A 15,180-nucleotide genomic window follows, 5' to 3' on the forward strand; every position below is an offset into this window, starting at 1 on the left:
AGGTTACTGATTGAGCTTTTCGATGTAATTTTTTAAGAGATTAAGTGTAGTTGTTTCTTCGGCGAAAACTGAATTTAACCCTTGCGGTTCTTGCGGCGGATCGGTGGTGTAATCGTTGCCGATATTCCATTTTCCGTTGTCCGGATCGTTTTTTCCATAACCGCCGTAGCCCCAAAAGTTTAGGGCAACGAACGGCTCATTTTTTTCGATTGCCGTGAGCATGCGTTGCAGTACGGCTTCGTAAAATGCGTCGCGGTATTTAGTACTGCTGTTTCGGTCGAGGCTTTCCATACTTCTTGGAAATCCGAATTCTTCTAAGACGATTGGTTTGTTTAATCTTTGCGCTACCTTGATGTGTTCATCGATGTAATTCATCGTTTTTTCGATGGCTATGGGCGTTGTTTTTTCTTCATCGCTACTCGAATACCAGCCCCAGTTTTTGGGCCAAATATGCATGGTTAAGTAATCGATTTTTGGATTGTTGTGCGTGCGTTCAAAAGTTTCTAAATCGTCGTTGCTTCCGGCTTTTCCTTCTGAACCTGTGGTAATTAAATGGTTTGAATCGAGTTTGTCGATTAAAGAAACGACATCGTTAATCCAAGATGTGAAAGCTTTTTCGTTTTCTTTGGTGAAAACACGTGGTTCATTGGCCACTTCCCAAGCGAAAATACTCGGATCGTTGGTATATTTTTTTCCTGTGATGCTGTTCGTGCGTTTAAGGATGAATGTTATATACTTGGCAAAAGCCGTTTTACACGGCTCGCAGCTGTGGAATTTTGAGGTGTATTCCATAAACTGAGGTCATGTATTGGGCGGAATATTCGGATTTGGAATTTCGCCTTTGCCGTTCCATTCTAAATACTGCGCCAATCCGCCGCTCTATTCCCAATTATTGGTGAGGTACAAAACGGCTGTCATGTTGCGTTTTCCGAGTTCCGACATTAAAAAGTCGAGTCCTTTCAGGTACTTTTCATCGTATTTCCCTTGGTTAGGCTGAAGTGCTTCGCGAACGGTAAAATCGTCGGTACCACCTTCGGCACCTACTAAAACACGGAGGTTTTCGATGCCCAGCGATTTAAGTTGGTCGAGCTCGTTGATTAAGCGTTTTTGATTGGCAGTTCCAATTCCTAAAAGCGCTCCGTACCAGTAGTTTGTGCCTACATAGTGGTATGGCTTGCCGTTACGAATAAACTTTCCGTCTTCGATTTTGATGAAGCTATGCTGCGCAAAACTGCTGATGCACAGAACTAGTGAGGCTAGAATTGCGAAAGGAAACTTTTTCATGAGCTTAATTTTGTAGTAAGGTGTATAAATCGGGTAAATCGTTTTGCAGCAAACATTTCGCTTTGTTTGAGAATACTAAGAAATCGGCTGCATTCGGATTTGCGGGCGTTGGTACGTAGTAACTGTTTTGATAGTTATACCATAACATGATGAACGCAATTTCTGGATTGTTTTTGCTGATTGTCGTGTAAGCGTAATTCGAAAACCAGCCGTCGATGGGAGCGTTGCTGTTATTCACTAGATATCCTGTTTCGGTAAATGCAGCAATTTTTACTTTATTTACAGCTAAATCGGAAATCATTTTTAGTTTAGCGTTAGCGCGGTCGGCACCTGCAGTTCCTTGTCCGTTGCCTAAGTCACCGCAGTTATCCATTCCTAAAACGTCAACGTATTCATCGCCGGGATAGCGGCTTAAATACGACGAAGTATTGCTGTATGTATTGTCGGGAGCGAAGGAGTAGAGCACGTTGTGAATGTTTTTGACGTCGCGTAAATAGGTAACGGTGAATTGGAACACGGCTTTGTATTCTTCAGCGGTGCAATAGTTTTGTCCCCACCAGAACCAATTTCCGTCGAATTCGTGAAAAGGTCTGAATATCACGGGTATTTTAGTTCCGTCGGGAGCTGTTAAGTTGTTGAGCACTTGTGCTACTTTATCGAGTTTTGCTTTGTACCAATCGTGGAATATACCGTTTGGTAGCAATCCGCGAAAAGCAGTTGTCTTTTGCTGATCGGTCATATCACTGGCGTAGAAACTTTCTTCGTTGTAAGGTTCGCGTAAATGCCAGCAAAAAATGTTTATCATGCCTTTGTTGTACGCTTCTTTGGTGTCGGCAATAATTTTGTTTTCCTGCTGAACAAACCAATTGTTTGATGGATTGTTTTTGTCGGTAATGAACATGAAATCAGAGCCTAACAATCCGGGTTCGTTACCGGTTGTTTTTTTGATGTCCGACATGTTCCGATTGTCTTGATAAAAGAAATTGAAAGCGTCTTGATGACCAATGATCGTTTTTGTTTTAGAGAGTTTTTTTAGGTTGTAGAATAGTGCAACGGTTTCTTCGGTAGCATTTGGATCGGCCATGTAGGTTCTGGCGTTAGCCACGGTAAGTGCGTCGCTTGGCGTAGGATCTGGTTCAGGTACTTCATTTTGCGTATCCGAACCATCGCCGCCACTCGAACAAGCAATGCATAATAAACTTCCCCACAATACATAAATCAGCTTTTTCATTTGTTTTCTTTTAAAATTTTAATCAATTCCATACAGGCACGTCCGTTGTGATACGGACATTTCCAGATACCTACTTTATCTTCGGTCATTTTCGACTTATCTTCTAAAACACCCCAAAGCCATTCGCCGTTTTCGCGGTCGAGAATGTATTTTTCAGTGAAAGCTAGGTTTTCGGTTACGGCATTTAAGTACTTATCGTCGTTTGTAAGCTTGTAGGCACAGTGCATGCCCAACCAAAATTCGGCTTGAGGCCACCAGTGCTTTTCGCGAATCAGCTTATTTTCGTTTAGATCAAATTCATACCAGAGTCCGCCGTCCGAATCGACACCTTTAAAACACGCCTGTGCCAAACCCACGGCTATTTCGCGATAGCGATTTACGTAATTCTCGTCTTTAATTTGTTCGGCGCACCACAGCAGCAACCAGGCTGCTTCAATGTCGTGACCAAACGAAATAACGCTTTTGGTTTCCGTCCACGTTTCGGAAAAGAACAAATTTAAATGCCATTGTTTTTTGTTGATGAAATGTTCTTCGATAACATCGAGCAAATTTTGAATGCGTTCTTTTAGATCGGCTGATGGTGCCACTTTATACAAATTTGCATAGGCTTCAACGATATGCAAATGCGTATTCATGGTCTTTTTTTCGTTGACGTCTTTATCGCTTAATCGAAAATCGGATAGCGGTTTCCAATTTTCTGTAAAAGCTTCAAAATAACCGTTGTATTCGCTATCGAAGCTGTATTTTTCGATTTTCGTCAACAGGTCGTTTGCCATCGCCAAAGCTTGCGTATTTTTACTTACAGCGTAGTACGAGGCACAGCCGTAAATGGTAAAAGCAAGTGCATAAATTTGATTTTTACGTTCGCTCGGAACTCCTGTTGCGGTAACGCTCCAATAAATGCCATTTTTATGGTAGAAATTGGTTTCTATGTACCGATAAGCCCATTCGGCCACGTACAAATATTTGGTATTTCCTGTTAGCTGATATGCTTCGGAAAAGGTGTATAAGATCCGTGCATGCAATACGGAACCTTTGTCTGCTTGCCAATTTTTATTTTCGTGCACATCAATTTGTCCGATAAAACCGCCGTTTTTTTCATCGATGGTTTCTCGCATCCAATACGCGAGTATATCATCGAGCATTTCTTGCAAACGATTTATATCTATTATGGTTTGATGCGTGGGTGTATTCATGAAAACTGTTGCTATTATTTGAAGTTCTTGTTGCGTTCGATCAAGTCGAGTATCGTTCGCACAGATCCTCCCGAGGTATAAGTATCTACAGGTGAGTTTTTGCAATAATCTACTAATTTTTCGACGGTTGAGGTAGCTACATGCAAACGCGTATCAGACGATGCATAGTAAATGTAAACGTCGCCGTTTTCCTCAGCAATCCAACCGTTAGAGAACAAAACGTTCGACACATCGCCGATGCGTTCATCGTTTTGTGGTGCCATAAAATGTCCGGCTGGTTTATAAATCACCCGACTGATATCGTTCAAATCAGTCATAAACAAGTAAAGCGTATATCGCAATCCGGCAGCGGTATTTCGAACGCCGTGTGCTAAATGTAGCCAGCCTTCGTTGGTTTTTATGGGAGCAGGCCCTAAACCGTTTTTAAGTTCGTAAACGGTATGATAGCTTTTTCCGAAGATGATTTGTTCGTTTTCGACAACCGGATTTTTCATATCTGTAATGAATCCCAATCCGATGCCACCGCCGCTACCAACGTCGATAAAGCCGTCTTGCGGTCGTGTGTAAATGGCGTATTTTCCGTCGACGAATTCCGGGTGAATGACAACATTTCGCTGCTGACCGCTGTTTGAGATGAGGTCGGGAAGTCTGTCGAAGTGGATTAAATCTTTGGTTCGTACGATTCCGGCGTTAGCCACCGCTGAACTGGTGTCGTTTGTAGGAGCATTTGGATCTTTGCGCTCGGTACAAAAGATTCCGTAAATCCAACCGTCTTCGTGTGCAACCAGGCGCATATCGTAAACGTTAGTGTCGGGATTTCCCGGAATTTCTGGAATAACGCAGGGTTTATCCCAGAAACGGAAGTTATCGACGCCAGTATCACTTTCTGCCATAGCGAAAAAAGACTTGCGATCGTTGCCTTCGACACGAACACAAACAAGGAATTTACCGTTCCATTTCATAGCACCGGCATTGAAGGTCGCGTTAAATCCGATGCGTTCCATACCGTGTGGGTTTGTCTCGGCGTTTAAGTCGTAGCGCCAGTGAATCGGTACGTGATTTTCGGTAACTACCGGATTGTTGTATCTAGAGTAAATGCCATTTCCGTGCAAAATTTTATGGTTCTCAATAGCTAAGAACTGTTCGTGCTGTTTCATAAGTTCAGCGTAATTCGGAATTCGTGTGATTTGTTCAGTAATCATTCCTTACAATTTTAATAGTCAGATAATCGGTTCCACCAAGTTTTTCGCATAATGACAGCGATTGTTAAGAATCCAGCTAAAATGATGCTCACTGCCGACCAGTTGGATAAAATAACGTACATAGGAAGTAACGTTAGTAAAATCTGACCGGTAATGCCCAGCAATACATTTAAGGCATTCCACTTGATGTTTCTATTAGGTTCAATAGATTCGGTTTTAGAAATTTCATCGCGAATAGGTTTCCAAAAACCCCACGGACGTACGTCTTTGTAGAATTTAATGAGTACGTCGCGCTCGGTTGGGGGAGCCGCATACGTTCCGGCGATACACCCAATGAGCTGAATCACGATAAAGATGGGGAAGAAATACAGCATTCGCGTTCCGTCGAAGTAGTCGGTGATGTTTAAAACCGAGAGGGCAGGAGGGATAGCGCTGGCAATAATACCTACCAGCATGCCCCAGAAGTAGCCGCTGGCATTAAAGCGCCACCAATACCATTTTAGTACGTTTGCGCAAACAAAACCTCCGTAAAGACCTGCCGTTATGATGTTGAAAATCATGTTTACGTCCTTAATCAGTAGGCCTAATCCGACACCGAGAATTACCATTAGTGTTCCGGCCAAATAACTGGCGTTGATTGTTTTTGAGCGAGTTGCGCTCGGATTGATGTATTTTAGGTATAAATCGTTTACGATATACGCTTGTCCCGCATTGAGCGTTCCCGAAAAATTACTCATAAATGCGCCAAGGAATCCAGCTAATACTAAACCTACCAATCCTGTTGGTAAATAGGTGTTTATCACCGCTGGCATGATGCTTTCGAAGTTGATGTCGCTACCTGTTTTCGACAATGGAAGTTCGTTGAAGTATAAAATGCCGAGTGTACACAATCCCATAACCATGAAATAGCGAATAGGCAGTAAGATGATTGAGATAAATCCGCTCATTTTACTAGCTTCCTCGGGCGATTTGGTACTTAGAATTTTCTGGCAATCGTAATTTGGCGCTGGCCCTGCCATACTTTTCAATACGCCGGAGAAGAACATCATTCCTACGATAGCAGAGAAAAACTTATAGCCGTCGGATTCGAGTTTAGAAGCTGCGGCAGCGAGTTTGTCTTCCCAATTCAAACCTAATTCACTACCAAAAAAGGGCGAATCCCAGCCTAAAGGCATTCGGTCGGTTAGGACTACTTGCGATTCCGCTAAGTGCTGCATCGCAATTACACCAACGAATAACGAACACACGATCATTATCATGTATTTGATGAAATCGGCTAAAACGATCCCGTGCATACCGCCGATAATGCTGTAAAATGTAGCGACTAAACAAATGCTTACTCCATAGAATTGGGCCGTAAAATCTTTTGCATGATCTAATTCGGCAGCGAAGTTCGGGTTGGTTACTGGATTGGTGTCGATTGAAAAGTCGAGAAAAGGAACGACTTCTTTAATGGTTTCGTAGGGTATAAAAATTTCGAGAAATTCGCCAACGCCAACAAAAGCGTATGCCATATAACCAATACAAAGCATGAGCGCAAAAATCACAACGATGGCATGACTTCCGCGAACGCCTTTGTCTGAAAATCCGAATCGTGTTCCAAGCCATTCGGCGCCTGTGGTTGCGTTACTTCTTCTAAGCCATTTACTGAGAAAAACCATCAGAAAGACCTGATTGAAAACGGGCCACATCCAAGGAATCCAAACGCTTTTAAATCCGTACAGAAAGGCCATGCTCACCAGTAGCATCGTTCCTGAAATATCGAACATGTCGCTGGCGTCGCTTAGACCAAGCATGTACCAAGGCAACTTTTTTCCGCCAAGCAAATAGCTGTCTTTGCTTTTTTTCGCTTGATTTTTCATGATGATGCCAATGACAACCATCATAATAAAATAGACGACAATTATAGAAATATCAAAAGTGGTTAGGTTCATAGCGGCCGATTTATTGCTTTAAAAGTTCAGAATAAATCTTGAGCTTACTTAGATCTTTCTGGAAAAAGGTGTTGGTTTGGTCGTAGTATTTTTGAAAATCAGGATTTGAAGGATGTCCGGCTTAAGGCGCGTAGTAGTGCATCTTTTTTTCGTGTTCTTGCCAGCCGTGGTTTCGCCAAACTAAAACAAAAGAAACGGGAAATCCGTCTGTTATTTTTTGCAGCGATTGTGTCCAGAAAGTTGGTTCGGGAATTTGTTCGTAACCAATCTCTGCAATTGCGATAACTTTTCTATGTTTTTCAGCGAATTTTGCCATGATTTCTAGTTGTTTACGACAATCAGTAACCCATTCTGGAAGCGTTTTGCCTCCTTGGTTGGCGTATTTGTCGTAGCTGACTAAATCAACGTAATTATCGCCGGGATAATAGGCTTCAAAAGCTTCCATTGATTGAAAATCGGCAGTATTGTAAACAAACAGTAAGTTGTTTAGTTTCTTTTCTTTAACAAGGTAATCGAAAGTAAATTTCCAAATTGCTTTGAAATCAGCAGCGCTTGCAACATTTTGGCACCACCAGAACCAATTTCCGGTAAGTTCGTGAAACGCGAGATATAGAATTGGAACCATTTTTCCGTCGCTTCCTTTTAAATCTCCTAAGAAATTAGCGGCGTTGTTGAGCCATTTTTTATAAAGCTCGTGTTTGTTGCCGCCGGGTAAAATGCTGCTGAGTGAATTAGGTTTTACATCCCAGGAGTCGCCGTCAGTCAACGGATTATCCATGTGTCAGCTAAACGTTGATATTCCGCCCCGGTCGTAAATTTCGGTAATCCATTTTTTTGTTTTGGCGAAAGGAACTCCGTCGATGTCGTTTACCTCGTTGTGTTCCATACCGCCTAAATCGCAACCGTAAACAGCAGGATAATCGCCTACAACATCTTTAATGTCTGATCGTCCTTCCTCATAACGCCAAGTTACTCCATAGGCCAACGCGTCTTGGTGGCCAAACATAACACCTTTCTTTGCAAGAATTTTTAAGTTTTGAAGCAGCAAACGGGTTTCGGGAGTAGCATTTTTGTTTGCAGGCGTAATCACTTGTTTTTGTGCCTGACAATTACTCACTAGAAACAGAAGCGCCAAACTAATTCCTACATTATATAAGGAGTACCTTTTCATTTATTTTTTAATTTTTTCGGATATCTGAAATTTATGTGGTAAAAGTTTGTGTTTTACTTAAAATATGTGTGTCAAAATTTAAGATTTTCAAATTTAGTTTTTGATGTTCAGGCAAAATGATATTATTTTATCATTTTTATATCATATAATTGCAGTCATTCTCACACTAATTAGTTATGCAAACGTTTCACAGAGAGATTACACCCTTGTCTAAAGACGACAGTTTTCTTGTTTTCGACCGAGTTAAAGACACCTTCGATTTTCCTATTCACTTTCATCCGGAGTTTGAAATTAACTTTATTTTCAATGGAAAAGGAGTCAAGCGGGTTGTTGGTGATCACATCGATGAAATCGACGAAATTGAATTGGTTCTCGTTGGGCCTAATTTGCCGCACGGCTGGGAACTGTATCATTGCAAGAATAAGAATATTCATGAAATAACGATTCAGTTTCATGGTGATTTATTTGATGAAGCGCTTTTATCCAGAAGGATTATGCTACCTATAAAAGAGATGTTTAATCGGGCAAATCACGGCATTTTATTTTCGAAGAAAACGGCAATCGATTTAAAAGAACGCATCTTAAATCTCTCTAAATTAGATGGAATGGATTATTTTTTAGAGACGATTTCGCTTTTGCACGACATGGCAAATTCAAGGAATCAGAAGTTGTTGTCTACATACACGGTTGAAACCGATCGTTTTGATGATTCCGATAAAATGAAGTTGGTTTACGATTACGTGCAGCGTAAATTTTCAGATAAGATTACACTCGATGAGGTTTCCGACTTCGTTTCGATGAGCAAAGTTTCGTTTAATCGATTCATAAAAAAGCGCACCGGAAAAACTTTTGTGAACTACGTAAACGACATTCGAGTTGGCTATGCTGCGCGCTGGTTGATCGAACGCGATTGGAGTATTTCAGAGATTGCTTTTAAGTGCGGATTCAACAATATCGCGAACTTCAATCGTATTTTTAAAAGTTTGAAGAAGACTACTCCAAGTCAGTACCGCGACGAGTTTTATGGAATGAAGCGCTTCTTATAGCTTCATTTTTTATTGGTATTATTTTGTCAAATACTATCAAATTTTTTACGAAATCGATAGAGAAAATAATAGTACTAAATGATAAAATAATATTAACATCTGAGGTTGATGTCTAGATAATTTTATAATCGTCAATTTTAACTCTGCTTAATTACAAATAGTAGAATTTAAAACTTGAAAAAATGCTAATTAATCAAACCATTAACTAAATCTAGACAAAAAATCATGAATGAATCACGACATGCTTTTCGTCAGGGTTACAAACAACTTAAGTTGTATGTGATTTTGATGTTTTTCGGATGTATTGCTACAGCGTTTTCGCAATCGCAGATTTCGGGAACTGTTACTGATAACAAAGGCCTTGGTATGCCTGCGGTATCGATTGCTGTAAAAGGTACTACCAACGGCGTAATGACCGATCTCGATGGTAACTTTAAAATTAATGCCAAACCAACCGATGTTTTGGTGTTTTCTTTTATTGGTTTTAAGACAAAAGAAATTACCGTTGGAGACAGACAAAAAATTGTTGTTCAACTGGAAGAATCGGCCGAAAACTTAGAAGAGGTTGTTCTTATTGGATATGGTTCTGTGAAAAGGAATGATGTAAATTCTTCAGTTTCTTCTATCAAAGGACGTGACATTGCTGATTTGAAGCAAACTTCTGTAGATCAAATGCTTCAAGGTAAGCTTGCTGGAGTTTCGGTTACAAACGGTAGCGGTCAGCCTGGCGCAGCTGCAAACGTTCGTGTTCGCGGAGTTACTTCTATTTCAGGTACTAATGAACCTTTATATGTAATTGACGGAGTTCAAATAACGGGCGATGCCACAGGAAAAGCTACCAGCGGTCGTCCTATTGCTGGAAATGATTTTGGCTCAAGCGGTGGTTCTGGAGCAGTCGCTGCAAGTCCGCTGTCGTTGATCAATCCCAATGATATCGAATCGATTGACGTTCTTAAAGATGCTTCTGCAACAGCGATCTATGGATCAAGAGGTTCAAACGGTGTTATCATCATTACAACGAAATCGGGAAGAAAAGGTACAGGTAAGATTTCGTACGAAAATTCTACCTGGATTACTTCAATATCAAAGGAATTAGATGTAATGAATTTACAGCAATATGCCAGACACCAAAATCGTTTAGCAGAAGTTTTTGGGCAACCCCTACGAGCTGAGTTCGCATTTCCAGAATTATTAGGAGATGGTACGGATTGGCAGGGCGAAGTCTACAGAACAGCACGTGTAATTAGTCATAATTTGTCTTTTTCAGGTGGAAAAGACGGAACGAATTACTATTTATCAGGAGGATATCTTAATCAAGAGGGCGTAATTATAGGTTCTGGATACAAGCGCTATACGGCTCGTATCAACGTTGATTCTCGCGTAAAAGATTGGTTAAAGGTAGGAGCGAATGTAAATGCGGGTATTTCGAACGAGAATATCACTGTGAATCAGAGCTTCGTGGGTTTAATTACGAATACGTTACTTCAAGCTCCCGATATTCCGGTTCGTACTTTAGATGGTGATTTTGCAGCACCACCAGCAGGTCAGAACGTGGCATACTTTAATCCGGTTGCAGAAGCTTTGATTAAGGATAACAAATTGATTAGAAAGAATTTCATGGGTAGCGCTTTCGCGGAAATAACTCTCGCAAAAGGATTACGTTACCGCATCGATGGAAACGCCAACACGGAGTTTTCTGAAAATACCGAATTTACGCCTTCTTACGATCGAGGTTCGCAAGTGAATCTTACCGCCGACTTAATCGAAAGAAGACAAAATTGGTACGCGACAAACATTTCTAACACATTAACTTACGATTTTTCTCTTGGTAGCCACAGATTTACCCTTTTGGCAGGGCAGGAAGCTAACGACTCTCATTGGGAAGGTATCCTTGCAAATGCAGAAGGATTTCAGACAAATGATATCTATGGTTTGAATTTATCCGATCCAGATTTGCGTCAAGTAACCAGCTATAAAGGTAGTCAATCTTTGGTATCTTACTTCGGGCGAATCATGTACGATTACAAGGATAAGTATAGCTTTACTGCTTCGATCAGACAAGATCAAAGTTCTAAATTCGACCCAACAACAGATAATCAAAAAGGATATTTCCCTGCGGTTGCGTTGGGTTGGAAAGTATCAAACGAGAGTTTTATGCAGCCACTTCGCAAATATGTGGACAACATTAAAATTCGCTTGGGCTATGGAGAAACTGGAAATCAGCAAATTCCTAACAACGCGTATTCAGCACAATTAGGTCCGCAATCGGATAGTTTCTTGATCTCAAATTTCAATAATCCAAATTTAGTTTGGGAATCGATGCGGCAAACCAATGCAGGATTGGATTTTACGACTATTAACAGTCGCTTATCTGTATCTATAGACTATTATAAGAAATTGTCTGACGGGTTTCTATTTGTAGTGCCACTTCCATTTTATTTAACAGGAGGCGACGCATTCAACGGGGGAATAAGTGCACCCTATTCTAACATTGGAGAAGTTCAAAATGTGGGCTACGATATAACTGTAAACTTCGATTTAAAATCGAAAACAGATTTCAATTGGACCAGCAATTTAGTTTTCTCTACTTAATAAAAACAATGTAAACTCGCTTCTCGCAGGTCTATCATTAAATCAAACGGTAAATACAAATGGATTTTTACCTGTTTCTGCTACAAACACAGTTGTAGGTATGCCTATTGGTATGTTTTGGGGCTTCAAAACGGATGGGCTTTTTACTTCTGATGAACAATTTGTGGATGCGCCAGTACAATTTGGGCAAGGTTTTGGTCCGGTACCGGGGCAAACATACCTCGGCGATGTGAAGTATGTAGATATTAACGACGACGGAGAGATTAACGATCTCGATAGAACTTTTATCGGCAATCCGCATCCAGATTTCACTTTTGGTTTCACCAACAACTTTAGATACAAAAATTTCGATTTATCAGTATTCTGTCAAGGTTCAGTTGGAAATGACATCTTGAATTTAACTTACAGAAATGGTATAGCAAACAACACATTATGGCAGAACATGTTTGTGGAAGCAGCAAATTTTTATTCTGCGGATAATACAAATACCAATATTCCACGACCAATTAACTCGCTTTCTAACCCGAATCAAGAGATTTCAGATCGCTATGTGGAAGATGGTTCTTATCTGAGAATTCAGAACCTTACTTTGGGTTATAACCTGCCGTCGGCATCCATTTCTAAATTGAAAATAAGCCGAGTACGCATTTATGGTTCTGTTCAAAACTTGTACACGTTTACGAAGTACAGCGGTTATGATCCAGAAATTGGATCTTTTAACCAAAATGTATTGTTGAGTAATGTCGACAATGGCCGCTATCCAACACCGCGAACGTATTCATTAGGCGTTAACATCGAATTTTAATTAATTAAGCATATGAATTCTATATATTCTTTAAAAAGCAAATTCTTTTCAGCGCTACTTTTGTCTGCGCTCCTGCTTTCGTCTTGTAACGACGATTTTACCAACAGACCGCCAGAAGATTCAATTGCGCTTGAGTCTTTTTATGCCACGAATGAGCAAGTTGCTAAGGCTACAAATGCGATGTACAATCGTACTTGGTTTTATTTTCACAATAAATTCTTTTTCGCTATTGCAGAAGTAGGCTCTGGTAACATGATGTCGTACTCACCTGATGTGAATGCCATGCGTAATTTCTCTATCACAGGTAGCGATGGCGAATTATTAGTTGGATGGCAATCTTTGTGGGCAAATGTGGCACAAGCCAATTCCATAATTAACTACTTAGAGGCGCGCGTAGGCAGTGGCGTTTCTCCAGAAGTATTGCAAAATACCGTGGGCGAAGCATACTTCATGCGCGCAACAGCCTATTTCTACCTAGTGCGTCTTTGGGGGGCGGTTCCAATCATCGAAAACAACGTAGACTACGTGAACGATCCTTTAATCAACACCAACCGCGTAGAAGACGTTTATACTTTAATCGAAAGAGATTATTTAACTGCCATCGAAAAATTGTACGACCGTGTACGCAGCGGAAATTATGCAGAGAATGCAAAAGTTACTAAAGGCTCTGCTAAGTCGATGTTGGCTAAAGTGTACCTTTATCAAAAGAAGTATGCCGAAGCAAGAGCAATGGCCGAAGACGTAATCAGTTCAGGTGAATTTAAACTACTTGGTGGTGCACAGTTGCCGAATAAATCATTTGCAGATCTTTTTACATTTCCAAACAACAATAACGAAGAGTCTATTTTCGCACTTCAGTGGAAAAATGTCGGTGTGTATGGAAACGCAAGCAACTGCAATACGCAATTTGGCATTAGCAACGGAACTGTAAGTACATCAAATGCTTCTTACGGCGGCGTATTCGGACCTTCACAAGATATTTTATCTCTTTATACTACGGAAGATTTACGAAGAAGAGAAACTATTATGTTTCCAGGTGCTGTATATCCAAATGTGCTTGCAAAAATTGGATCAGATTTCGGACCGCTGGTTGTACCACCAGCCGATCAAATTGGCGGTCAAAATGCCGGAGCAGCAATCAAGAAATACTGTATTGGTATCGTAAATGGTAATGCTACAGGTAGCGCTGATCCATGGGCTATGATGGAAAACAATACGTACATCATGCGTTATGCCGAACTTCTCTTAATTCATGCCGAAGCTATATTAGCTGGTGGTGGAAGTACTTCTGATGCCTCTGCACTAAGTTCATTTAATGCCGTAAGAACCCGCGCAGGTTTATCGCCAGCTACTTCAATCACTTTTAACGATATTTTCGTCGAGCGCAGAAAAGAGCTTGCCTTCGAAGGAGATTATTGGTTCGATTTAGGAAGAATTCCTCGCGCACAAGCTATCGCCATCATGTCGGCTCAAAACCGTGGTGATCGTGTAACTGCACAGTCTTTTACTCCAGAAGAAAGCGACTTTATCTTGCCTTATCCTACTAACGACGTGGCTAAAAATCCAAAACTTACAGAGCCACCGGTACCTTATACTTTTAATTAAACTTTCTAATTATCATGAAGAAATCAATTTTTAAACTTTTGAGTTGGATGCTCGTTTTTGGGGTGCTAATCCAAAACGTTGCTTGCTCGTCCGACGATTCGTCCGTAGCGGTTGCACCTGTAATCGATAAAGTTAGTGCAGCAGTTGATGCCGACGGCAACCCGTCGCAATTAGAGCCAACCAATGTTGGGTTTGCAAATAACGTGTATGTTATTCAAGGAAAGGGTTTTACCGGTTTGAAAAAAATCTATTTCAACGATTTCGAAGCGGCTTTCAATCCAAATCTTGTTACCGATACAACAATCTTTGTAACGGTTCCTCTGGCCACGCCATACCAAGACCAAAGCAATAAGTTGCGAATTGAAACAGAAAACGGTTCTGCCGAATACGATTTCACCATCGCACCACCAGCACCACAGGTAGGCAGCATCAATCCCGTAAATGCACAAACAGGTGATACAGTAACGATCTATGGATCCTATTTTATCAATCCAGAAGTTACCGTTGGAGATACGCCTGCAACGATATTATCGGTAGCTTTCGATAAAATTACCTTCACGCTTCCTCCAAATTCACAATTCAAACAAGTTACTGTAACAACCCTTTCTGGCGACGGAACTGCGCCGCAAGTTATTGGAACTGGAATTTACGACGATGCTCCGGCTTCATTTGTAGAAAACTGGCTCGGACCTTGGGATGGCAGCGGATTTACTGCAAGTACCGCCGAAAAAATTCAGGGCGAGTCTTCAATCGAAGCCAATTACGGCGGTTATGTAGGATTCAAATTTCCACTGTTCGCAGCTCCAGCAAGTACTGCAGGTTTCGCAGGTTTGAGAGTTTCGCTGAAAAGCACTCAAGAAACAGGGAAATTTAAAATCGTTGTCAACGGAAACTACGGCGCAGGTAAAGAAATATCGTTTAATAATCTAGGCTGGACAACCTTCAACATTCCATGGTCGGAAATAGGTGGGAATCCAGGAACCATCAACGAAATCGTGTTCCAAGAGTTTAACAACGGCGGTGGCGATAAACTATATATCGACGATCTTGGTTTTTACCAATAAGAATAAATTGAGTTATCCATTTGCGTTCCTTATCAAATCAGTATAACTAA

General features: G+C 41.0%; 11 protein-coding genes and 1 pseudogene. 5 read left to right on the forward strand and 7 right to left on the reverse strand.

Annotation, left to right across the window (positions count from 1 at the left end):
- Positions 1–3: 3 nt before the first annotated feature.
- The 7 genes and pseudogenes from CHX27_RS15810 to CHX27_RS15820 form a co-directional block, all read right to left on the reverse strand.
- Entirely contained in the window at positions 4–792 is a 789-nt protein-coding gene (locus CHX27_RS15810) for a glycoside hydrolase 5 family protein (RefSeq protein WP_243388987.1), read from the reverse strand.
- Between the two features lie 87 nt (positions 793–879).
- Complete coding sequence (locus CHX27_RS15815) at positions 880–1,284, reverse strand: glycoside hydrolase 5 family protein (RefSeq protein ID WP_243388988.1); 405 nt, start codon at positions 1,282–1,284, stop codon at positions 880–882.
- A gap of 4 nt (positions 1,285–1,288) precedes the next feature.
- Entirely contained in the window at positions 1,289–2,515 is a 1,227-nt protein-coding gene (locus tag CHX27_RS11285; protein WP_094486885.1) for a glycoside hydrolase family 26 protein, read from the reverse strand.
- Positions 2,512–3,711, reverse strand: a complete 1,200-nt coding sequence (locus tag CHX27_RS11290) for an AGE family epimerase/isomerase (RefSeq protein ID WP_243388989.1) — start codon at positions 3,709–3,711, stop codon at positions 2,512–2,514. Before CHX27_RS11290 ends, CHX27_RS11285 begins: the two co-directional genes overlap by 4 nt.
- 14 nt (positions 3,712–3,725) lie before the next feature.
- Entirely contained in the window at positions 3,726–4,913 is a 1,188-nt protein-coding gene (locus CHX27_RS11295; RefSeq protein WP_094486886.1) for a glycoside hydrolase family 130 protein, read from the reverse strand.
- An 11-nt stretch (positions 4,914–4,924) separates the two neighbouring features.
- Positions 4,925–6,847 carry a sodium:solute symporter family protein gene (locus CHX27_RS11300; protein WP_207758959.1) on the reverse strand — a complete coding sequence of 641 codons (1,923 nt, stop codon included), beginning with the start codon at positions 6,845–6,847 and terminating at the stop codon, positions 4,925–4,927.
- A 121-nt stretch (positions 6,848–6,968) separates the two neighbouring features.
- Positions 6,969–8,018 (reverse strand): annotated as a pseudogene (locus CHX27_RS15820) (glycoside hydrolase family 26 protein).
- Positions 8,019–8,194: 176 nt separating this feature from the next.
- Here CHX27_RS15820 and CHX27_RS11310 point away from each other — a divergent pair.
- From CHX27_RS11310 to CHX27_RS11325, 5 genes are all read left to right on the forward strand, one after another.
- Complete coding sequence (locus CHX27_RS11310) at positions 8,195–9,064, forward strand: helix-turn-helix transcriptional regulator (RefSeq protein WP_094486887.1); 870 nt, start codon at positions 8,195–8,197, stop codon at positions 9,062–9,064.
- Positions 9,065–9,289: 225 nt separating this feature from the next.
- Entirely contained in the window at positions 9,290–11,656 is a 2,367-nt protein-coding gene (locus tag CHX27_RS11315; protein ID WP_243388990.1) for a SusC/RagA family TonB-linked outer membrane protein, read from the forward strand.
- A gap of 100 nt (positions 11,657–11,756) precedes the next feature.
- Positions 11,757–12,461 carry a SusC/RagA family TonB-linked outer membrane protein gene (locus CHX27_RS15825; protein WP_243388991.1) on the forward strand — a complete coding sequence of 235 codons (705 nt, stop codon included), beginning with the start codon at positions 11,757–11,759 and terminating at the stop codon, positions 12,459–12,461.
- A gap of 12 nt (positions 12,462–12,473) precedes the next feature.
- Complete coding sequence (locus CHX27_RS11320) at positions 12,474–14,066, forward strand: RagB/SusD family nutrient uptake outer membrane protein (RefSeq protein WP_094486888.1); 1,593 nt, start codon at positions 12,474–12,476, stop codon at positions 14,064–14,066.
- Positions 14,067–14,080: 14 nt separating this feature from the next.
- On the forward strand, positions 14,081–15,130 hold the full coding sequence (locus CHX27_RS11325) for an IPT/TIG domain-containing protein (protein ID WP_094486889.1): 1,050 nt from the start codon (positions 14,081–14,083) through the stop codon (positions 15,128–15,130).
- The last annotated feature ends 50 nt before the right edge of the window (positions 15,131–15,180 follow it).

Source organism: Flavobacterium aurantiibacter (assembly GCF_002251775.1).
Classification (GTDB): Bacteria; Bacteroidota; Bacteroidia; order Flavobacteriales; family Flavobacteriaceae; genus Flavobacterium; species Flavobacterium aurantiibacter.